This is a genomic window from Streptomyces sp. ISL-1 (genome assembly GCF_018614585.1).
GTDB lineage: Bacteria > Actinomycetota > Actinomycetes > Streptomycetales > Streptomycetaceae > Streptomyces > Streptomyces maoxianensis.
Genome location: NZ_JAGGOI010000043.1, coordinates 16,297 through 37,765, shown reverse-complemented (window position 1 = coordinate 37,765; position 21,469 = coordinate 16,297). Strand labels below are relative to the sequence as shown.

The 21,469-nt window shown below is 69.8% G+C and carries 18 protein-coding genes; 10 read left to right on the top strand and 8 right to left on the bottom strand.

Going from position 1 to position 21,469, the window contains the following annotated elements; genetic code table 11:
• Window positions 1-79: 79 nt before the first annotated feature.
• From J7E87_RS29010 to J7E87_RS29000, 3 genes are all read right to left on the bottom strand, one after another.
• Complete coding sequence (locus J7E87_RS29010; protein WP_215097543.1) at window positions 80-1,258, bottom strand: Glu/Leu/Phe/Val dehydrogenase dimerization domain-containing protein; 1,179 nt, start codon at window positions 1,256-1,258, stop codon at window positions 80-82.
• Window positions 1,255-3,222, bottom strand: coding sequence for a thiamine pyrophosphate-dependent enzyme (locus J7E87_RS35550; RefSeq protein ID WP_251018157.1), 1,968 nt, complete (start codon window positions 3,220-3,222; stop codon window positions 1,255-1,257). Before J7E87_RS35550 ends, J7E87_RS29010 begins: the two co-directional genes overlap by 4 nt.
• A 222-nt stretch (window positions 3,223-3,444) precedes the next feature.
• A complete protein-coding gene (locus tag J7E87_RS29000) occupies window positions 3,445-4,014 on the bottom strand; it encodes a carboxymuconolactone decarboxylase family protein (protein WP_215097541.1) in 570 nt (189 codons plus the stop codon).
• A 136-nt stretch (window positions 4,015-4,150) separates the two neighbouring features.
• Between J7E87_RS29000 and J7E87_RS28995 the strand changes: the two genes are divergently transcribed.
• The 7 genes from J7E87_RS28995 to J7E87_RS28965 all read left to right on the top strand — a co-directional run bounded on the left by J7E87_RS28995 (window position 4,151) and on the right by J7E87_RS28965 (window position 10,047).
• A complete protein-coding gene (locus J7E87_RS28995; protein WP_251018156.1) occupies window positions 4,151-4,621 on the top strand; it encodes a PPOX class F420-dependent oxidoreductase in 471 nt (156 codons plus the stop codon).
• A gap of 144 nt (window positions 4,622-4,765) precedes the next feature.
• On the top strand, window positions 4,766-5,947 hold the full coding sequence (locus tag J7E87_RS28990) for an MBL fold metallo-hydrolase (protein ID WP_215097540.1): 1,182 nt from the start codon (window positions 4,766-4,768) through the stop codon (window positions 5,945-5,947).
• A 296-nt stretch (window positions 5,948-6,243) separates the two neighbouring features.
• Window positions 6,244-8,076, top strand: coding sequence for a sensor histidine kinase KdpD (locus tag J7E87_RS28985; RefSeq protein WP_215097538.1), 1,833 nt, complete (start codon window positions 6,244-6,246; stop codon window positions 8,074-8,076).
• 7 nt (window positions 8,077-8,083) lie between these two features.
• Window positions 8,084-8,518: a roadblock/LC7 domain-containing protein gene (locus J7E87_RS28980; protein ID WP_215097537.1), complete on the top strand. Its 435-nt coding sequence runs from the start codon at window positions 8,084-8,086 to the stop codon at window positions 8,516-8,518.
• Window positions 8,519-8,520: 2 nt separating this feature from the next.
• Window positions 8,521-8,892, top strand: a complete 372-nt coding sequence (locus tag J7E87_RS28975) for a DUF742 domain-containing protein (protein WP_215097562.1) — start codon at window positions 8,521-8,523, stop codon at window positions 8,890-8,892.
• Window positions 8,870-9,484 (top strand): ATP/GTP-binding protein, encoded by a 615-nt coding sequence (locus J7E87_RS28970; protein ID WP_215097536.1) that lies wholly within the window; start codon window positions 8,870-8,872, stop codon window positions 9,482-9,484. Before J7E87_RS28975 ends, J7E87_RS28970 begins: the two co-directional genes overlap by 23 nt.
• Window positions 9,481-10,047, top strand: coding sequence for a GAF domain-containing protein (locus tag J7E87_RS28965; protein ID WP_215097534.1), 567 nt, complete (start codon window positions 9,481-9,483; stop codon window positions 10,045-10,047). Before J7E87_RS28970 ends, J7E87_RS28965 begins: the two co-directional genes overlap by 4 nt.
• Window positions 10,048-10,186: 139 nt before the next feature.
• Here J7E87_RS28965 and J7E87_RS28960 read toward each other — a convergent pair whose 3' ends face one another.
• From J7E87_RS28960 to J7E87_RS28950, 3 genes are all read right to left on the bottom strand, one after another.
• Window positions 10,187-11,383 carry an acyl-CoA dehydrogenase family protein gene (locus J7E87_RS28960; protein ID WP_215097533.1) on the bottom strand — a complete coding sequence of 399 codons (1,197 nt, stop codon included), beginning with the start codon at window positions 11,381-11,383 and terminating at the stop codon, window positions 10,187-10,189.
• Window positions 11,384-11,876: 493 nt separating this feature from the next.
• Window positions 11,877-13,016, bottom strand: coding sequence for a mandelate racemase/muconate lactonizing enzyme family protein (locus tag J7E87_RS28955; RefSeq protein ID WP_215097531.1), 1,140 nt, complete (start codon window positions 13,014-13,016; stop codon window positions 11,877-11,879).
• Entirely contained in the window at window positions 13,016-14,053 is a 1,038-nt protein-coding gene (locus J7E87_RS28950) for a LacI family DNA-binding transcriptional regulator (protein WP_215097560.1), read from the bottom strand. Before J7E87_RS28950 ends, J7E87_RS28955 begins: the two co-directional genes overlap by 1 nt.
• A 144-nt stretch (window positions 14,054-14,197) precedes the next feature.
• Here J7E87_RS28950 and J7E87_RS28945 point away from each other — a divergent pair, with 144 nt between their 5' ends.
• The 3 genes from J7E87_RS28945 to J7E87_RS28935 all read left to right on the top strand — a co-directional run bounded on the left by J7E87_RS28945 (window position 14,198) and on the right by J7E87_RS28935 (window position 17,001).
• Window positions 14,198-15,061 carry an ABC transporter permease gene (locus J7E87_RS28945; RefSeq protein ID WP_215097530.1) on the top strand — a complete coding sequence of 288 codons (864 nt, stop codon included), beginning with the start codon at window positions 14,198-14,200 and terminating at the stop codon, window positions 15,059-15,061.
• 84 nt (window positions 15,062-15,145) lie between these two features.
• Window positions 15,146-16,165 carry an ABC transporter substrate-binding protein gene (locus tag J7E87_RS28940; RefSeq protein WP_215097529.1) on the top strand — a complete coding sequence of 340 codons (1,020 nt, stop codon included), beginning with the start codon at window positions 15,146-15,148 and terminating at the stop codon, window positions 16,163-16,165.
• Window positions 16,162-17,001 (top strand): ABC transporter ATP-binding protein, encoded by an 840-nt coding sequence (locus tag J7E87_RS28935; RefSeq protein WP_215097527.1) that lies wholly within the window; start codon window positions 16,162-16,164, stop codon window positions 16,999-17,001. Before J7E87_RS28940 ends, J7E87_RS28935 begins: the two co-directional genes overlap by 4 nt.
• Before the next feature lie 65 nt (window positions 17,002-17,066).
• Here the strand turns inward: J7E87_RS28935 and J7E87_RS28930 are convergent, their stop codons facing one another.
• Together J7E87_RS28930 and J7E87_RS28925 are read right to left on the bottom strand one after the other, a co-directional pair.
• Window positions 17,067-17,927 (bottom strand): sugar phosphate isomerase/epimerase, encoded by an 861-nt coding sequence (locus J7E87_RS28930; protein ID WP_215097525.1) that lies wholly within the window; start codon window positions 17,925-17,927, stop codon window positions 17,067-17,069.
• A 12-nt stretch (window positions 17,928-17,939) separates the two neighbouring features.
• On the bottom strand, window positions 17,940-21,437 hold the full coding sequence (locus tag J7E87_RS28925; RefSeq protein WP_215097523.1) for a ThuA domain-containing protein: 3,498 nt from the start codon (window positions 21,435-21,437) through the stop codon (window positions 17,940-17,942).
• Between the last annotated feature and the right edge of the window lie 32 nt (window positions 21,438-21,469).

Below are 21,469 nucleotides of genomic sequence, written 5' to 3'. Positions count from 1 at the left end.
ACCCTACACAGCCGATCTTGGGGCGTTGTGAGGTGCGTGCGGCCGTACCGCCGGTGCCCGCACTTCGCGCGCCGCGCGGTCATCTGTACCAGCCGAAGCGCTCGGCGATCACCGGCAGCCGGTCGGCGACGATCGCGTGCGCCGCGGCTCGCGGAGTCGTCCCGTCCGCCTCCGCGCGCGTCAGCATCTGGTCGATCAGGGCGCGCATCGAGCGACGCGTGTACGCGAACGCCTCGTCCGCGTCGGCGTCGATGTCCCCGAACAGCGTCCACCACCACCACGCGTTCGTACCGGAGTTGACGACGACGTCCGGCAGTACGGTGATGCCGCGCCGCCCGAGCAGCTCCTCGGCGTCCGGCAGCACCGGCATGTTCGCCGCCTCCACGATCCAACGAGCGGTGATCTGACTCTGATTGGCGGTGTCGACGGCGTACGAGACCGCGGCCGGCACCAGCACCTCCGCGTCGACCGACAGCCACGCGTCACCCGCCAGCTCGAGGTCGTCCGGCCGCAGGGCCGTCCGGTCGACCGTGCCGTAGGAGTCGCGGGCCGCCAGCAGCGCATCGACGTCCAGCCCGGCCGGGTTGGCGACGGTGCCCTTGACGTCGGCGACGGCGACGATCTTGAGCCCGGCACGGGCGAGGAAGCGGGCGGTCGCCCCGCCCATCGTGCCAAGTCCCTGGACACAGACGCGCGTTCCTTCGTACGCGACCCCCGCCCGGTCGAGCGCCACCAGCACGGACTCGGCGACGCCGCAGCCGCCCACGAGCTCGTCGAGCCCGATGCCGTCGACCTCGACGGCGAAGGCGTCCGCGAGCCGCCGGCGCGCGGTCGCCTCGTCGTCGAGCAGCGGGTAGACGGCCTGGATGGAGGAGGCGAGCCCCGCTTCGGCGGCTGCGCGGTCGACGATGTCCTGGGTGAGGCCGAGGTCTTCGCCGGTGGTCCACATCGTCTCGATGTACGGCCGCACGGCGCGCAGATAGCGGACCAGGATGTCGTACGCCCGCGGGTCCTGCGGGTCGCAGTCGATGCCGCCCTTCGCGCCGCCGAGGGGGATGTACCGCCCCTCGGGGTTGTAGTGCAGGGCCTCCTTCATCGTCATGCCGCGGGCCAGCCCGGACACCTCCTCCAGCGTGCAGCCCTCGCGCATCCTGAGACCGCCGCTGGAGACCCCGCGCACGAGCCGGTCGACGACCAAGTGGCCCTGGCGGCCGGTGACATGGTCGGTCCAGGTGAGCGACAGCAGGGGAGTGGTCATCGGGTGGTCTCCTCGGGAACGGTGATCACGGTGGGGCCGGGGGTGCCGAGGGCCCGGGTGAGGGCGGCGGCGAGCGCTTCGGGGGTCGCGGCGTGCTCCCCGTGTCCGCCGTAGGCGCGGGCGAGGGCCGGCAGGTCGACGGGCGCGAAGTCGACGGCGGCCGGGACGTCGCCGCGCGCGGCCATCTCGTCGCGGATCTCGCCGTAGCCGCCGTTGTCGAACACGACGACGGGCAGTGGGAGTCGGAGCTGGGCGGCGGTGGCGAGCTCCTGCACGGAGAACTGCAGCCCGCCGTCGCCGCTGAGCGCGATCACCTGCCGGTCCGGGTGTGCGGTCTTGGCGCCGATCGCGGCAGGCAGCGCGTAGCCGAGGGTGCCGAACCCGGTGGGGTGCAGATAGCGCCCGTCGGGCCCGACGGGCAGGTGCGGGAGCGCGCCGTAGTAGCAGCACTGGGCGCTGTCGGAGGTGATGACGGCATCGGCCGCGAGGACGGTACGGATCGCCCGGAGGTACGGCAGCCAGCGGGCATCCCTGTCCTGGGTCTCGGCGTCCCGCGCGAGGCGCAGCCCGGCAACCTGCTCGGCGGCGCTGGGGGCGGCGGTTTCCTCGGCGCGGGCGTCGTGGGCGAGCCACAGATCGGCGGCGCCGGACGCCGTTCCGATTCCGGCGTCCGCGTCCTCGTCGCCGCTCCCGGTGTCGCGTACGAGCCGCAGTTCCGCACCGCGCGGCATCATCGCCCCGGCGTCCCGCGCCGGACGCGTCGCACTGACGCCACGTACGTCCGGCTCACCCCGTCCCGGCTCGCCCCCGAGCGGTCCGTGACCACCCGGCTCGCCCGCACCCGGCCGTTGCCCGACCGACCCGCGCCCACCGGGCTCACCCCGTCCGGGCTCGCCCCCACCCGGTCCGCGCTCATCCGGCTCTCCTGCACCCGCTCCGCTCCCGACCCGCTCGCCAACACCTCCCGTGCCGATCCGGTACGCGGCCAGCAACGTGCCCACCACCTGCCGCGCGTCGCCCACCAGCGCCACGTCCGCCGGGATCGCCGCGTACATCTGGGCGGGGTCCAGGTCGACGCGTACCAGCGTGCCGCTCAAGGCCGGCGGCGGCGACCACAGATCGGACTCCGCCAGCTCGGTCCCCACGGCCAGCACCACATCGCGCCGCGCCAGCCACCTCTGGACGGCCTGGCTGTGCAGCGAGACACCGAGCGACAGCGGATGGGACTCGTCCACGACTCCCTTGCCGTTGCCGGTGGTGACGACGGGCGCGCCCAACTCCTCGGCCAGGGTGAGCAGTTCAGCAGCGGCCCCACGCGCGCCGCCGCCCAGTACCAGCGCGGGGCGCCGCGCCGCGAGCAGCGCGTCGACGGCCCGCCGGATCTCGCCCGAAGGGGGCACGGCGGCCCCGGCCGGCGGGGCGGTCCGTACCGCTCCGACCGGCTCCGCGGCCTCCAGCAGATCCAGCGGAATCTCGATGTGCCCCGGCCGCGGCCGCTGGGTGGCGAAGAGCGTGAACGCCCGGGCGACCGCCGCGCCGATCTCGTCGACCGTCGACACCCGGTGGCTGAACGCCGCCACCCCCCGCAGCGCTTCGCTCTGGCTGCGCATCTCGTGCAGCAGCCCGGTCGGCTGGCGCGGGTGGCGCAGCGGCATTCCGGGGGAGACGACGAGCAGCGGCACGCTGTCGGAGTACGCCTGGCCGACCGCCGCCGCGATGTTCAGCAGTGCGGGGCCCGTGGTGGTGATCGCGACCCCTGGCCGCCCGCTGACCCGGGCGTACGCATCGGCCGCGTACCCCGCGCCCTGCTCATGTCGCGGCGTCACATGTGCGACTCCGTAGGCGGCGAGATGCCGGTAGATCTCCAGGTTGTGCGTGCCGGGGATCCCGAAGGCCTGGGTGACGCCGTGCGCCGCCAGCGCCTGTACGACGGCTTCGCCGCCCGTCAGCGTGGTCGACGCCATGTCACATGCTCCCCGAGATGATCAGCCGCAGTACGCCACCGTCGGATCCGGCGCCCGGCCGGGTCGTGAGCGGGACCAGCTGGGTGGGGAGCTCGGACATGGTGCCTCCAGGCACGGCGACGGACACACTAACTGAACCGTCGGTCAGTATCTGGAGGAGTGGGCTCCCCTGTCAACATGATCGTCAGCAAACGCGCCCGGCGGACCGAACGGTCACCGCGGTCAGGCCGCCGTTGAGCGCGGAGGCGCCGGAATCTCGCAGTTGTCCTTGAAGCCCTGGCTGGTCAGCCCGAGTGCGGTATTCATCCGCGAGCGCAGGTTCTCCACCGCCACGATCGCGGTCAGCTCGACGAACGCGGCCTCACCGAGAGCCGCGAGCAGCCGCTTCGCCAGCTCGTCCTCGACCTGCGGCGGATTGGCGGTCATCGCCTCCGCGTACTCCATGACATCGCGCTCCAGCGGAGCGTAGACGTCACTGTCGCGCCACATCGGCACATCCTGGAGCTTGCGCACGTCCATGCCGTGCCGCCGGCTCTCCCAGTGGCCGAAGTCCATGCACCAGCTGCACCCGATCGAGGCCGCCGAGGCCATCACGGCCAGCGCCTTGAGGTCGGCGTCGAGGGTCTTCCACTTGGCCACCGACTGCTCGAAACGGAGATCCGTCCACAGCACCCGGGGGTTGTGGGCCAGTGCCCGGGCCGGGTCGAGGACCTTTCCGTACACACGCCTGGAGTACCACTGGGTGACGCGGAAGAGGAGCGAGGGGCGCGGGGTGAGCGAGATACGGGCCATGACGAGCCTCCTGAGGTGTGGTCGCCGCCCTGTGGCGACGCCGTTTCACACGTACGACGGCCGGAACGGCCCGGATGTGACATGGCGGGGAAGAAATTTCAGGAACACCCGCACGGGGGCAGGCGTTGCTCAGGTCATGACGGACATGGACGCACAGCAGGACGCGCAGCAAGGCCCGCGGCGGATCGAGGACGCCCTCCTCGAGCTGATCGCCGAGTGCGACGGAGGCGTGCTGGCCACCATCAAGCGGGACGGCAGGCCCCAGTTGTCCAATGTGAACCACGCCTACTACCCGGACGAGCGGATCATCCGGGTGTCCATCACCGACGGCCGGGCCAAGACGAAGAACCTGCGCCGGGACCCGCGGGCCGGCTACCACGTCACCAGCCCCGATCGCTGGGCCTGGACCGTCGCCGAGGGCACGGCCGACCTCTCCCCGGTCGCCGCCGACCCGCACGACGCCACCGTCGAAGAGCTGATCACGCTCTACCGCGACGTGCAGGGCGAGCACCCGGACTGGGACGACTACCGGCGCGCGATGGTCCGCGACAAGCGTCTCGTGCTGCGGCTGCACGTCGAACGGGCCTATGGCCAGCCGCGAAGCTGAGGCCGCCGCGGGTGCCGATGTCCGTCATCGCCGGCACACCCAAAGTGACGCCCGCCGCTGCGAGCACGGTGAGCGGCCCCAGCGCGTTACCGCACTGTCGTACCCCCCGCACATAATGAAAAGACCCCGACACCTGGAGGTGCCGTGACCGGCGCTGAATCCCCCCACCCCCTCAGCTCCCGGCTGCGCTCGCTGCGACCCGCCGCGTTCGGCGCCGACCCGGCCGGAGAGCGGTGGGCGCGGATCCGCCGCTCGCCGAACTTCTCCGACGGGTCTTTCCAGAACCCCGTGGGAGCCAGGACCAGGCCGTCCGGCGGCTCCATGATCGAGTTCGCCAAGATCTACTTCCGCAAGGAGGCGCGGGCACGCCGGTCCCCGATCGGCGTGGTGCCCGTACACCCCACAACCCTCGACGACCTGGCGAAACCGCCGGCCTCCGGGCTCCGGCTCACCTGGATCGGACACTCCAGCGTCCTCGCCGAGATCGACGGTCGGCGAGTTCTTTTCGACCCGGTCTGGGGCGAGCGCTGCTCACCCTTCTCCTTCGCCGGTCCCAAGCGGCTGCACCCGGTTCCCGCGCCGCTCGCGGACCTCGGCCCGGTCGACGTCGTCGTCATTTCCCACGACCACTACGACCACCTCGATCTGCCCAGCATCCGCGCCCTGGCCTCCACCGACACGGTCTTCGCGGTGCCCCTGGGCGTCGGCGCGCACCTCGAGCGCTGGGGGGTGCCCGCGGACCGGCTGCGTGAGCTGGACTGGAACGAGTCGACGGAGGTCGCCGGCATCCGGCTGACCGCCACCCCGGCCCGTCACTTCTGCGGCCGCGGGCTGCGCAACCAGCAGCACACACTCTGGGCGTCCTGGGCCGTCGCGGGTCCGGAGCACCGGATCTACCACAGCGGCGACACCGGATACTTCCCCGGCTTCAAGGACATCGGCGCCGAGCACGGCCCCTTCGACGCCACCATGATCCAGATCGGTGCGTACAGCGAATACTGGCCGGACATCCATATGACGCCCGCCGAGGGCATGCGTGCCCACCTCGACCTTCAGGGCGACCGCCCGTCCGGCGTGATGCTGCCGATCCACTGGGGCACGTTCAACCTCGCGCCGCACCCGTGGGCCGAGCCCGGCGAGGGTACGGTCGCGGCCGCGGCTGCCGCGGGCGCGCCCATAGCGTTGCCCCGACCGGGTGAGCCTTTCGAGCCGACTGCCGCCGGCGTTCCGTCCGAGCTGTGGTGGCGTGCGGTGGCGCCCGTGCCCGTCGAAGGCTGGGCCACCGCCGGCGGCGCGAGCAGCCCCGAGGTGGCGCCGACCGCCTGATTCCCCGGGAGCCCGGCCCCTGCCACCGCTGACGCGGTGACGGGGGCCGGTGGTGCGTTTTCGGGCAGCAGTGCGAAGCCTCATACCAGAGCGGGACGAATGCCGGGCAAGTTTGTCAACTGCCCGTCGCACGTGCCCGCTTGGCGACTACCGTGTGTTGCCGGTGATCGACAGGTGGCTCATGTTGCGTACCGATACTGCGTATTCCGATATCGCGTATGCCGAGCCGTCCGCCGAGCCGAAGCTGACCAAGTGCAGTACGCCGATTCCTGGGGCCCCACGTACCAAGGACGCTGATGTCTCAACTACGCGCACCCGCCGCGCGGCCCGATCGCCGCGAGGGCGGGCGCCACGGCCGGCCAGGCGCCCGCTCCCTGTCGTCAGCGGGAAGGTCGCATCCCGTGCCGTCTTCGCCGGAAGCCCGTATACGCCCTCAACTCCTGCGGACCGCGGTTCTGCCGGCGGTCGTCGCGGCGCTCAGTGGCGCAGCCGCCGTAATATTCACGATCCGCGTCGCCACCCCCCAGCCGTCCGCCAGTCTGTGGGCCGTGCTCACGGCCTCCGCCGTGATCGCCATCGCCGCCGTGGCCGCGGCGGCGATGGGCGCGGACCGCATGACCAAGTCCGTACTCGACCGGTGCGCCGACCTGCGCAGCTCCACCGCGCGCAGTCAGGCGGACCTGCGCACGGTGGTCGAGCAGCTCAGACGGGGGGAGGGGCCGCCTGCTCGCGGTATGCCCTCGCCCGCCCCGATCGGCGGGGACGAATTCGACCTGCTGACCGAGGAGTTGAGCCGTTCGCACGAGGCCGCGGTGGCGGCGGTGGTGCAGGCGTCCCGGCTCTCCAGCAGCGTCGGCAATGAACAGAAGGTCGAGGTCTTCGTCAACCTGGCCCGACGGCTCCAGTCGCTGGTCCACCGGGAGATCCAGCTCCTCGACGAGCTGGAGAACGAGGTCGAGGACCCCGAGCTGCTCAAGGGCCTCTTCCATGTCGATCACCTCGCCACCCGCATCCGCAGGCACGCGGAGAACCTCGCCGTCCTCGGCGGCGCGATCTCCCGGCGGCAGTGGTCCAATCCGGTCACCATGACGGAGGTGCTCCGCTCCGCGATCGCCGAAGTGGAGCAGTACCCCAGGGTCAAGCTGGTGCCGCCGATCGACGGCACACTGCGCGGCCACGCCGTCGCCGACGTGATCCATCTGCTGGCCGAACTGGTCGAGAACGCCACGCTGTTCTCGGCACCGCACACCCAGGTGCTGATGCGGGCCTCGCACGTCACGGCCGGGCTCGCCGTCGAGGTCGAGGACCGCGGTCTCGGCATGCCGGTCGGCGAGCAGAAAAAGATGAACGCCCTGCTCGCCGACCCCGACCAGGTGAACGTCGCCCACCTGCTGCAGGACGGGCGGATCGGCCTCTTCGTCGTCTCGGCGCTGGCCCGCAGACACGGCATCGCGGTCCGGCTCCAGTCCAATATCTACGGCGGCGTCCAGGCCATCCTCGTACTGCCGCAGGGGCTGCTCGGCTCCGAGCCGGGGCGCCTGGCTCAGGCGGCCGACTCGGCGGCCGAAGCCGGGCAAAGCCCGGACGGCCGGACGGCAGTTCCCCGGGCGACCGGGGCTCAGTCCGCCTCGATCCCGCAGCAGCCGCACTCCCCGCCGTACCTGGATCAGCTCCAGCCGCAGCACCCGCAGCACCCGCAGCATTCACAGCCACATTCACAGCCACATTCACAGCCACAGCGTGAGACGGTGCACGCCACACTTGGCGCGGGTCCCCTTCCCGTACGCGGAGACCAGGCCGACAGGCCCAACCCGGCCGCCGCCCTCCCCGGCGCCGACCACTCGGCGCCGCGGCAGAGTTCGCCCGCCGAGCCCGCCGGCACCACCGCCGGTCCGTCGGCGGGCGGGGTGGTCCGCGGCACCATGGGCCGCCCCCAGTTGCCCCGACGCCGCAGTCAGGAACACCTCGTTCCCCAGCTCAGGGACGCTCCGTCGCCCCGCGAGGACGACGAACCCGCCCTGCACGACCCGGGCTTGATGGCGGCCTTCCAGCGGGGCATCGGACTGGCGGAGTCGCATTCCCCCGCGGACACCGCTCCGCAGCGCCACGACAACACCTCCAAGGAGTAGATGCATCATGGCGAGCGACGTGTCCAACGGTCATGTCTCGGATCTCGACTGGCTGCTCAGCGGCCTGGTCCAGCGCGTGCCGTACACCCGTAACGCGGTACTGCTCTCCTCCGACGGGCTGGTGAAATCCGTACACGGCCTGGACCCCGACAGCGCCGACCACATGGCGGCACTCGCCTCCGGCCTCTACTCCCTGGGCCGCAGCGCCGGAGCGCGCTTCGGTGACGGCGGGGAGGTGCGCCAGGTGGTCGTGGAACTCGACTCCACACTGCTGTTCGTCTCCACGGCCGGCTCCGGCACCTGTCTCGCCGTACTCGCCGGGCGCGAGGCGGACGCCGCGGTCCTCGGCTACGAGATGGCGATGCTGGTCAAGAGCGTACGGCCCTACCTGACCACGCCGGCCAGACAGTCGGCGGCGGCGCCGAGCGCCCCGGGGCAATGAGAGTGCCGTCCCCCAAGGACGGGCCGTTGCTCGACGACGCGGCCGGCCGGCTCATCCGTCCGTACACGGTGAGCGGCGGGCGCACCCGTCCGACAACCGCACTGGACCTGCTCTCGCTGGTGATGGCCACCGGGACCGTGCCGCAGAGGCACCTGGGTCCCGAGCACGCCCTGGCGCTCGGCCTCTGCGACGGTCCTACCTCGGTCGCCGAGATCTCGGCGCACCTCAGGCTCCCGGCGGTCGTCACCAAGGTGCTGCTTTCCGATCTCGTGGACTGGGGCGCGGTCACCGCGCGGGCGCCTCGCAGCCGTGACACACCCACCGACCGTTCTTTGCTGGAGGCGGTGCTTGATGGCCTACGACGACGGCTCTGACCTCCGGGACCTCTTCCCCACCGCGCTGAAGATCCTGATAGCCGGCGGATTCGGGGTGGGCAAGACGACCTTCGTGGGAGCGGTCAGCGAGATCGCACCGCTGAGTACGGAGGAACTGCTCACGCAGGTCAGCGTGGCCACCGACAGCCTGGAAGGCATCGAGTCCAAGACCACCACGACGGTCGCCATGGACTTCGGCCGGATCACCCTGGACAAGAGCCATGTGCTCTATCTCTTCGGCACCCCCGGCCAGGAGCGCTTCTGGTTCATGTGGGACGAACTATCCGAAGGCGCGCTCGGAGCGATCGTCCTCGCCGACACCCGCCGGCTCGAGGACTCCTTCTCCGCCGTCGACTTCTTCGAGCGGCGCGGCATCGGATTCGTCGTCGCCGTCAATGAGTTCGACGGCGCCTACCGCTACGAACCGGAGGAAGTCCGGGCCGCGATCGACCTCAAGCCGGAGGTGCCGGTCGTGCTGTGCGACGCGCGGATCGCCAGCTCGGCGACAAGGACGCTGGTCACCCTCGTCCAGCATTTGCTCACCACCACCGCGGTGCCGGCTCAGGCACCGAGCTACGGAGCACCGACATGACGTATGACCCCACCGGTCATCTGCTGCTGACCCCCGTCGACCGCGAAGCGCCCGTCCGCGTGCGGCGGCTGCGCCAGCTCGGCTTCGGGGACCGGCCCGATCCCGCCTTCGACGAATTCGCGCACAGGCTCGCGGAGGTGACGGGCGCGCCGTACTCGATGGTCAACTTCATTGACGAGAACCGGCAGTTCTTCGCCGGGCTGCACACGCCGGCCGGCACGCACAGCGACAATGATCTGGCGGCGGCGGGCGGCGGTGACGTCAGCCGTTTCATGGCGCGCGACCACGGCTACTGCCCGCATGTGGTCGTACGGCGCAAGGCGCTGGTCCTGGAGGACGTCTGCGACTATCCGAGGTTCGCGGGGAACCCGGTCGTCGACGAGATCGGCATCCGCTCCTATCTCGGGGCGCCCCTGATCGACCGTACGGGAATCGCGCTCGGCACGATCTGCGTCGTCGACACCGAGCCGCGGCCGTGGGGGCGTGCGGGGCTGGAGACCATCAAGTCGCTTGCCACGGAGCTGATCGAGCAGATCCACCGGCGCGAGGACAGCAGCATCTGAGCCTCGCACGCCTCCTACGCCTCCTACGCCTCCTACGCCTCCTACGCCTCCTACGCCTCCTGCGCCGGGCGTAGGAGGCGGGTCCTCGGTCTCGGACGGGCTGTGGTCAGCCCGTCCGGAGACTGCGCAGAAGGGTCCGTCAGAGCACCGGCTCCAGCCTGAGCTCATCGGCAAGCCGCTGCGACCAGTCGCCCTTCGCCGTGCCAAGCGCGACCTCCGCCAGGCGCAGCAGCTGAATGTCGGAGGTCCCCGCGGGGGCGAACATATGGAGCGCGTCCCGCAGATACCGTTCGATGGGGCGGTCGGTGAAGAGCCCGGCAGCGGCATGGATCTCCATGGCGTTGCGGGCGGAGTCGATCGCCGACTCGACATTGAGCAGCTTGGCGTTCATCAGCTCCGCGTCACACGGCATGCCCTGGTCGAGCAGGTGGACGGCGTGGTACGCGGCGAGCCGGGCGGTCATCAGCCGCGACTGCAGTTTTCCCAACTTCAGCTTGACGGACGGAAGTTCATGCAGCGGTTTGCCATACCGGTGTCGCTCCTTGCAGAAGCGGGTCGTCTCCTCCAGGATCGCCTGGTGGATGCCGAGCGACACGGCGGTGAGGTTGGCGCGGCCGTACAGCACGCTGGAGGAGTACGCCACGGACAGGCCGTCGCCCTCGTCGCCGAGCCGGTTCGGGGCGGGGACACGGCAGTTGTGGAAGTGCAGCTCGCCGAAGCTGAAGCCGTGGAGCCCCATCGTCGGCCGCTGCTGGCCCACTCGGCACCCCGGGCGGTCCGACTCGACCAGGAAGGCCGTCAGCCCTTTTGAACCTGGAGCGGTCCTGACCACAACGCCGTGCAGATCGCCTACATGGCTGTTGCCGACGAACACCTTTCGGCCATTGATGATGTAGTCGTCGCCGTCTCGCACCGCGGTGGCTCTCATGCCCAGCACATGGCCGCCCGACTCGGGTTCCGTGACCGCGATCGTCGGCAGACATTCGCCGGCGGCGATGGACGGCAGCCAGGTCTTCTTCTGCTGATCGCTGCCGAAGTGGACAATCTTGGCAACACCCAGCTGCGAGGCCTGCACCATCGCGCCCATCGCCCCGCTGACCCGGGACAGTTCCTCGATGATGATGGTCTTGGCGAGGTGGCCCACACCCATCCCGCCGTGCTCCTTGCTGATGGTCGCGCCGAGCCACCCCTGCCGGGCTGTCAGCCGGGACAGATCGCGGTGGACCGAGCGGGTGGCCTCCATCGCGGGGATTCTCGGACGTATCTCCTTTTCGGCGAAGTAGCGGACATGTTCGCGTAATTGGTGATGCAGTCGACTGGCGAAGTATCCGTCCATCGCGAGCCCTCCTCTGCGAAACGCCTGTTCGGGCTGTTGTGCGAGCGGGTGGTGCATCGGCAGTGGTCCCGTCCCGAACGGGCCGATCACATCATGGTGTTGGTCGTCTCCGGGTGGCACTAGATCGCCAATTTCGTCCAAAAGGCGGCCAGTGACGTTTGATTGAGGGTGTGTTCCGTGTGGTGCACGCCCGTCCGGTCCTGCCGTACGGCATTCCCCCTGTACTTCTTTGTGCCACATGCCATCGGCAAAGGTTTGGTGGGCATATGGCACTGAGGGACAAGTAGGAAGTCTCAAACGTGCATAACCGTGGCATCCCGGAACCCCGGAAGTACCAATCCGGCGCAGACCCGGACCGAAAAGAACGCTTGTGGGCAGGGATGATGGAAATGAAGGTGGACCGTACCGGCGCACGGGAGTGTTGCCCGGCGCGTACGGCGCGCTGGGGGTGCCCGGGGCGCGCGACTCGATGGACCCGCGCGCCGGGCGCTGTTCACGCCCGATGTTCCAGTACGTCGACGGCCAGCTCACGCACCACCGCCTCGTCCACCTCGACCCCCAGCCCGGGGGAGTCGGGCACCTGAGCCACCCCCTTCTCCACCCGCACCGTCCGTCCCGCGTAAGGCGATTCAATGAACTGGCGGCCATTCAGGTCGACCGGGGTGTCGATCCCGTACGCGGCGAAGAGATGCAGTGATGCGGCAAGCCCCAGATCCGAGTCGGTCAGCCCGGACCCCATCAGCCGCACCCCGCAGTCCTCGGCGAGCGCACACAGCCGCCGTGACAGCGTGAGCCCGCCGCTGCGCTGCACCTTGGCTATCGCCACGTCCACGGCCTCAAGGCGGACGAAGGTCGCGAGGTCGGTGGGGTGCCGCAGACTCTCGTCGAGCGCCACCGGCACCGGGGAGTGCTCGCGCAGCCGCCGCAGCCCCGCGATGTCATTGGCGGGCAGCGGCTGCTCGAAGGCGGTGATCCCGATCGCGTCCAGCCGCCGCGCCATGCGCAGTGCGGCGTCCACGGTGTACGCCTGGTTGGCGTCCACCCAGACCGGCGCACCCGGCGCGTGTTCGCGCACCGCCGCTACCACCGCCGCGTCGGTGTCCTCGTCGTGCAGCCCGATTTTGACCTTGAACGCCCGGTATCCGGCGTCCGAGCCTTCCGCCACGCTGTCGCCGACCTCGCCCGGGGACTGCCCGGACACGATCCAGCCCAGCTCGATCGACTCCGACCTGCGCTGCCCCCACAGCACGCCGAGCGGCACCCCGGCGGCCCGCCCCAGCAGATCGTGCAACGCCACATCCACCGCGCTCTTGGCCAGCGGCGCGCCGATGGTGAAGCCGCGGTTGATGGCCCGGTCGAAGGCGCGGTCGACGGCGTCCAGGTTCCAGGCGGGCCGGCCGACGACGGCCGGGGCGAGATAGCGGTCGATCGTGGTGACGATGGACTCGGCGGTTTCGTACGTCCAGGCGGGGATGGGCGTCGCCTCGCCCCAGCCGTGCGCCCCGTCCGCGCTCACCTTCACCAGCACCCGCAGTGACGGCTGTCCGGCGACGGCGATCGCGCCGCCGGATACGCCGAACGAGCGGCGGGTGGGCAGGGCGACCGCGAAGGTCTCGACGCGCTCGATTTTCATCAACTGGTCCTTCCGGTAAGAGGGGTGGCCGGTGGCGCGGTGCTGGCGCGCAGGACGACCTCGCCGCCGACCCGCAGCACCCGCGAACGCGGGCCGCGCGGCTCGCGCAGTGCGAGGGCGATCACCTCCTGGCCCATGGCGGTCAGCGGCAGCGCGACCGTGGTGAGCGGGGGAGTGAGCTCCCGTACGAGGGGAATGTCGTCGAAGCCCGCGAGCGAGATGTCCTGCGGCACCTGGACACCCGCCTCCCGGAAGGCGGCGAGCGCACCCACCGCCATCACATCGGTGACCGCGAAGACACAGGTGGGCCCGGTGGAGCGGGCGAGGAGTTCACGGGCGGCGGCATGACCGCCCTCGCGGGTGAAGGCGCCGTGCACCACCCTGTCGGGCCCGAGCGTGATCCCGCCCTGCGCCAGCCCTTCGCGGAACCCGGCGAGCCGGTCGGTGACGGTGGTGAGCTCGGGCGGCCCGCTCAGCACCGCGAACTCCCGGTGCCCCAGAGCCAGTAGGGCCTGGGCGAGAGCCGCGGCTCCGGCCCGGTTCTCCGGCAGTACGGCGTCCACCCGCAGGGTGCGGTGCCGGCTGACGACCGCGACCCGGCCGCCCGCGCGGAGATACGGTTCCAGCTCGGCCGCCAACGCCCGTTCCCAGGCCCGGTCCTGGAACCCCGAGCCGATCAGCAGGATGGCGCGCGCCCGCTGGGCGCGCAGGGTGGAGACGTACGCGATCTCCCGGGCCGGTTCCCGGAAGGTGCTGGCGAGCATGACGAGCAGATCCTGCTCGGCGGCCGCCCGCATCACACCGCCGGCGATGGCGGCGAAGTAGGGATCACCGACGTCGTGGCAGATGAGGCCCACGGTGTTGTTGGAGGCGCTGGCGAGCGCCTGGGCATGGGCGTTGGGGATATAGCCGAGCAGATCGGCCGCCGCGCGCACGCGCCGGCGCAGATCCTCCCGGACCCGGGTGGTGCCGTTGAGGGCCCGGGACGCGGTGGCCAGGGACACGCCCGCCCTGCGGGCGACGACGTCCAGCGTCACATGGACAGGTGTTGATGGCCGTTCACTCACTGCACCCCCCGAAACTTCGGGACGACCTATTGACCGTGCGTACAGGCAGTCATTAGCGTGGCGGCACCTTATCAGAAAGCGCTTTCTGAAAGCGTTTTCCCAGAGGAGTTGACCGTGAGCCAGAGCGCTATCAAGGCAGCACCCCGGAAAGTAGCGGGAGTTGCCACGCGGAATGGACCGGGCGCGGGGGAGCGCGCCGTCCGTGCGATCGAGCAGAGCTGGCGGCCCGTGGCGCTGTTGCTGGCCTGTTTCGGCGTGTGGTGGGTGATCGCCGCGGCCGAACTGGTCGAGCCCTATCTCGTGCCCTCGCCCGGCGCGACGGTGGACGTACTGACCGGGAAGACCGACTACATCTGGCAGCACACCTGGGTGACCACCTATGAGACGCTCCTCGGCTTCCTGATCGCCGTAGCGGTCGGCGTGCTCGCCGCGGTGATCATGGTCTACTCGTCGACCGTCGAGAAAACGCTCTACCCGATCCTGCTCTTCGCCCAGGTCGTGCCGAAGATCGCGATCGCGCCGCTGTTCGTCGTCTGGCTCGGCTTCGGCATCGCGCCGAAGATCCTCATCGCCGTCCTCATCGCGTTCTTCCCCGTCGTCATCTCGATGGTGACCGGACTCAAGGCCGTCGACCCGGAGATGCTCCAGCTGTCGTCGACCATGGGCGCGAGCCCCTGGCAGACCTTCGTCAAGATCCGCTTCCCCGCCTCACTGCCGCATCTCTTCTCCGGCCTCAAGGTCGCCGTCACGCTGGCCGTGACCGGCGCCGTCGTCGGCGAGTTCGTCGGGGCGAACGAGGGACTGGGCTATGTGATCCTCCAGGCCAACGGAAACCTCGACACCCCCATGCTCTTCGCGGGACTGCTCGTGATGTCGCTGATCGGCGTGATCCTCTTCGTCCTCGTCGAGATCGCCGAGAAGCTGCTGCTCCCGTGGCACGCCAGCCGCCGCGAGGCGGGCGTCACCACCGCCTACTGACCGGCCCGCCCACTGACCGGCCCACTTACTGACCGGCCCACTTACTGACCGGCACGAACCACGCTGACGAGAAGGACCCCAGCCATGACTGCGCGCAGACTCGCCATCGGCCTCGTTCCGCTGCTCCTGGTCGCCACGGCCTGTGGTGAGGACGGCTCGGACAAGACCACCAGCGACTCCGGCAAGAAACTCGACAAGGTCACCCTGACGCTCAACTGGTATCCGTACGGCGAACACGCGCCGTTCTACTACGGCAAGCAGCAGAAGATATTCGAGAAGCACGGCATCGACCTCAACATCCAGGCCGGGCAGGGCTCCCAGAAGACCGTCCAGGCGACCGGCGCCGGACAGACCGACTTCGGCTGGGCCGACACCCCCGCGCTGCTCTCCGGTGTCGACTCGGGCGTCAAGGTGAAGAGCCTCGGCGTCTTCCTGCAGACGACGCCCTCCTCCGTGCAGTTCTTCGAGTCGAAGGGCATCAAGACGCCCGCCGACCTCAAGGGCAAGACCATCGCGGGCACCGCGGGCGACGCGCTCTCCAAGACGTTCCCGATCTTCCTGAAGAAGAACAACCTCGCGGAGTCCGACGTCAAGGTGCAGAACACCGACCCCGCGGGCAAGATCGCCGCGGTGATCTCCGGCAAGACGGACGGCCTGCTCGGCTACGCCAGCGACCAGGGCCCGACCATGCAGAACAAGGCCAAGAAGCAGGTCGGGTATCTGCGCTTCTCGGAGAACGGCCTCAACTTCTACTCCAACGGCCTGATCACCGGCCAGAAGTTCCTGACCGGCAAGAAGGATGTCGCGGCGCGCATGGCCAAGGCGGTCAGCGAATCCTTCGCCGCCGCCGAGAAGGCGCCCGATCCCGCCGTCGCCGCGATGCAGGGCGCCAGCGAGCAACTCCCGCCCAAGGAAGTCCTGTCCGAGCAGTTCAAGACGACCCTGACGTTGCTGCACACCCAGGCGACCGAGGGCAAGGCGCCGGGCGTCAACACCGATGCCGACTGGCAGCAGACCATCGACGTCTTCGCCGAGGCGGGTCTGGTCAAGAGCCCCAAGTCCGTGTCGGACTACTGGGACAGCGCCACGGCAATGAAGGGATGACGATGGGCGAGGACACGACGGTACGGGAGCCGGCAGCGACGCTCGAGGACGGCCGCCGGGGGAACACGGCGGCGGTCGGCATCGACGATGTCGCCGTCCGGTTCCGTACCAAGAACCGGGACGTCACCGCGCTCACCGATGTCTCCCTCGATGTCGCGATGGGGGAGTTCGTCGCCATCGTGGGGCCGTCGGGCTGCGGCAAGTCCACGCTGCTCAAACTCGTCGCCGGCCTGCTCAAGGCGTCGGCGGGCGATGTCCGGCTGCACGGCGAGCAGGTGCAGGGGCCACGGCACGACATCGGATACGTATTCCAGCGCGCGGCCCTGCTGGAGTGGCGCTCGGCGCGGCGCAACATCCTGCTGCAGGCCGAGATGCGCAGGATGCCGGGCGCCGTGGCCCGCGGGCGCGCGGACGAACTGATCGCCATGACCGGACTCGACGGCTTCGAGGACGCCTTTCCGCACGAGCTGTCCGGCGGCATGCAGCAGCGGGTGGCGCTGTGCCGCGCGCTGCTGCACGAGCCGCCGGTGCTGCTGATGGACGAGCCGTTCGGCGCGCTCGACGCGCTGACCCGCGAGCAGATGAACATGGAGCTCAACCGCATCTGGCGGGAGACCGGCACCACCGTGCTGCTGGTCACCCACTCCATCTCGGAGGCCTGCTATCTCGCCGACCGGGTGGTGGTGATGAGCCCGCGGCCCGGCACCATAACCGAGATCATCGAGATCGGTCTGCCGGCCGAGCGTGACTACACCGAGACGATGGGGCGCCCGCAGTTCCGCGAGGCAACCAGCCATATCCGGGGGCTCCTCGGCGCGGCGTCCGCCCAGGACTGAGCCCCGTACCACCCGAGGAGGGGTGGTACGGGGCTTTGCCCTGCCCGCTGCCGGTCTGTCCGCTGTCAGTACCTGAGATTCGCCAGGTACGTGTAGCTGTTCTGCGCGGTCGCGAACGGATCGGCCGGCGAGTCGTGCTCGACCAGCCACTGCTTCACACCGCCGCTGCGCGCCGTGTCGAACATCGAGGCGAAGTCCAGGGTTCCGGAGCCGACATCGGCGAAGCCGCCGTCCGGCGCCATGTCCTTGACGTGCAGCGCCGGGAAGCGCCGCGGGTGGCGCACGAACAGCGAACGCGGATCCGCCCCGCCCTTCGCCGCCCAGTAGACATCCAGCTCGAAGGCCACCAGTTCCGGGTCGGTCTCGTTGAGGAGGATCTCGTACAGATTCTCGCCGTCGACGACCTCGTGGTCGAGGCCGTGATTGTGGAAGAGCAGCGGGCCGAGGCCGGACTCGCGGGCGGCGAACCCGGCCTTGTTGAACTGCCGTGCCGCTTCGCGGAATCCGGCCGGTGTGTGCATCGAGCCGGGCAGGCTCGGCACCACGATCCATCGTGCGCCGAGCGTGTGGATGTCCTCGAGCGCCTGCGGCAGACCGTCGCCGGTGACGACGGTGTAGCCGACATGCTCGAGCACCGCCTTGAGGCGGGTCTCGTCCAGCATGCCCCGGATCGCGGCCGCGCTGTTGCCGTGCCGGCCGCTGACCCCGACCGTCGCGTATCCCATCGCGGCCAGCCGTGCGAGGGTCCCCTTGAAGTCCTTCGCCAGCGATGCGCGCATCGTGTAGAGGTGCATGCCGATGCCGGAGGGCGGGATGCGCCGTTGGCGGCGGCCGGCCTCGGTCGCGTACGCCGGCCGGCTCATGGCCGTGGCCGCGGCGGCGGCGCCCAGGGCGGTACCGAGGAACGCTCGTCTTGTGCCGTTCATTCTGTCTTCCTCTCAACTCACGTTGATTCGGATGAAGTTGACCGTGGTATCGCCCTTGTCGTCGGTGACGGTCAGATGCGCCGTGTAGGAGCCCGGGCGGGCGTAGGTGTGGGTCGCCGTCGCTCCCTCGGGAGTGGTGGGCTTGGTGTTGTCGCCGAAGTCCCAGTGGTACGAGGCGATGGTGCGGCCGGGCAGCGGCGTGACCTCGCCGGCGAGCCGGACCGCGAGCGGCGCGGCCCCGGTCGCGGTCGCGGGCGTCGCCGTCAGCGAGACCTTGGTCGCCGGGTGCTTCTCGACGCCACGCCCGTTGAAGTGCAGCCAGTCGAGAGCGAGCAGATCAGGCTTCTCGGCAGACCACTGCGGGTTGCTGAAGACCGCGTACAGCTTCACGGTGCCGCCCGGGTTCGTCAGGGCGGTCGTCGGCGAGACGACATTGCCCCAGTCCCCGGTGTTCGGGACGGTCACCTTGCCCAGCAGCGGACCTGTCGGCGACCCGGCGCGGAACTCCACATCCCCGCCGAGGCCGCCCGAGGCCGCCCCGACCGTCACCGACTCGATCCCCTTCAGGTGCACGGGGTCGAAGCTGATCCAGTCGCCGTCCTCGATCTCGGCCAGTCGCCTTCCGCCCGAGGCGTCGGCGCGGCTCGCCACCACTGCCCCGGCGTGCGCGCCGCCGGTGGCGGTCATGTGCTCGGCCTCACGGAAGGTCGTACGCAGGGTCAGCGAGCTGGAGCCGGTGAGCGCGGGCACACCAGGGGCTCCCTTGTCCTCGTACTGCGCGGTGATCCCGTAATACAGATTCTGCCCCGGACCGTGGCTGTCGCCGGCGTCGGTCGCGATCTCGCCCGTGCAGCCGGTGTAGTTGTCCAGCGGATGCAGGTGGGTGTCGTGGCCGAGCTGCGACTGGACGACCACCCGCGAGCAGTCGATCCGCCGACCGTCCTCCCTGTCGTTGACCTTCACCGTGAAGGGGATGGTGTCGCCGAAGCTGAACATCCCGCCGTTCGGAGGCTGTTGGATGGTCACCACGGGCCGGGTGTTGCCGACGGTGATGTCCTGGACGGCGAGCCCCGTCAGGTCCCCCGGCCCGGTGACCGTCAGTCGCGCGGTGAAGCGTCCCTTGGTCCGGTAGACATGGGTCGGGTTCGCCTCGGTCGAGTCGGTCGTGCCGTTCCCGTCGAAGTCCCAGGCGTACGTCACCGGTTTGCCGCCAGGCAGTCCAGAGCCCGCACTGGAGAACTTCACGGTCAGCGGCACCGAGCCGGTGTCGGGAGATGCCGTGACCTTGGCGTCGGGCAGCCGGCCGTCGCCGACGTAGTCGATGCGGTAGATGCCCGAGCCTTCGTTGCTGCCGCCCCGGCCCGTACCGCTGCCGAGGCCGAAGTCGATGACGTACAGCGCTCCGTCGGGTCCGAAGTCGGCTTCGAAGGGCTGGTTCCACGCCATGTCGCCGAAGACGGAGTTGATCGACTGAAGGTCGCCCGCCTTGGCCGGTGCGAAGCGCGGATCGGTGAAGGTCTGGTCCTGCTGCTGGAAGGAGAAGGACTTGAACCACTTGCGGGTCAGCTCGTAGTTCAGCCACTTCCCCTCGAAGTACTCCGGGAACTTGGTGCGGTACGAGTTCGCCGCGTCGAAGTCGTAGACCGGGCCGCTCATCGGCCCGCCGCCGCCCGTGCCGAGCTCGGGGAACTCCGCGGACGCCGAGTACGCGTACCAGACCGTGGCGGGCTGGGCCGGCGGCAGCTCGGCCAGGCCCGTGTTGTTGGGTGAGTTGTTGACCAGCTTCGCGCAGTCGAACTTCGGGCCCGCGGTCTTGTTGGTGAAGTCGTAGTCGTTGAACGGGGTGTTGTCGCCGATGCAGTACGGCCAGCCGAAGTTACCCGCCTTGGTGATACGGGTGAACTCGACCGTGCCCTCGGGACCGCGGTCCGGCTTGGCGGCGCGGGCGTCGGGTCCGTAGTCCGCGACCAGCAGCGTGCCGCTCAGCGGATCGGTTGTGATGCGGAAGGGGTTGCGCATCCCCATCGCGTAGATCTCTCCGCGTGTCTTCTCGGCGCCGGGGGCGAAGAGATTGCCCTCGGGGACGGTGTAGGTACCGTCGTCCTTGGGCGTGATGCGCAGGATCTTGCCGCGCAGGTCATTGGTATTGCCCGCGGTGCCCTGCGCGTCCCAGGCACGACGCCCCTCGCCCTCGTCGATCGGAGTGAAGCCCTCGGAGGCGAACGGGTCGGTGTTGTCGCCGGTCGCGATGTACAGCTCGCCCTTCTTGTCGAAGGCGATCGAACCGGCCATATGGGAGTTGGCCCGGCCCTCGCCGCGCCAGGTGGGAATGGTGAGGAGCCGTTTCTCGGAGGCGGGGTCGATTGTGTTGCCGGTCACCGTGAACCGCGAGAGGTTTAGCCGTTTCTCGGTCTTGTCGGAGTTCAGCAGGTAGAGCCAGTTGTTCTGCCCGAAGTCCGGATCGAGCGCGAGTCCGAGGAGGCCGTCGGACTGGCTCGTCATTTCCGGTGTGTACGCGAAGTCCAGCGCGGTGGTCACCTTCAGCGTCTGCTGGTCGATCACCTTGACCTTGCCGGTGCGCTGGATGAAGAACACCCGGCGGTCGGGCGCGACGGCGAGCTCGAAGGGGTCGGCGAGATCGCTGGTGACCAGCGGTGTGCGCTGGAAGGCGCCGGCCTTGGTGGCGGTGCAGTCGCCGGGCTTGTTACCGGCGGCCCACTGGATTCCGCCGAGGATGTGCTTCAGGAAACCTTCTTCCTGGAAAGCGGACTTGGCGTGGCCGCCGGCGGTGAACCAGGAGCGTCCGCCGTCGTAGTTCTGGCACCAGGACCACGGGTGGTCGACACCCTCGTCGAGCCCGGTGATGCCGTCCCGCACCTTGATCTGGGCGAGGGTGTGCACCTTCCCGGTGGGATTGGTGCGCCAGTTGTACCACTCCTCCGTCCGCTCCCAGAGCTCGGGAAGCCCCTTGGTGGAGGGGTGGGCGTGGTCGAGCACCTTGATCCGCCCGGTCTGCACGGCCGGGTGCTTGTCGAAGATCGCGCCGACCAGGCCCTCGTACCAGCCCCAGTCGCGCTCGCTGGCGGAGGCGGCGTGCAGTCCTACCCAGCCGCCGCCGCCCCGGATGTACTTCTGGAGCGCGGCGCGCTGCTCGGCGCCCAGCAGATCGCCCTTCTCCGGGGTGGAGTTGGTGTTGTTGAAGACGATCGCCTGGAAGCGCGCGAGGTTCGTGTCGCTGAACGCGGCGGCGTCGTCGGTGACTTCGACCTCGAAGCCGTTCTCGCTGCCGAGTTTCTTGATCGCCTCGATCCCGGCGGGGATGGAGTCGTGGTAGAAGTTCGTGACCTTGGAGAAGACCAGTACGGAAAAGGGCGCGGCGTCGGCGCGGGGCGGCGAGGCGATCCCGAGTGCCACGACGAGCGCCAGTAGGACGGTGATGACGGTTAGGGGGGAGAGGAACCTGCGGCTGAGCGGTGTTCCTGGGGTCAGCCGTGCTCTTCGACTACTCATGGCGCTCCCGGTGCTGGTGGGCGGACCGCGGC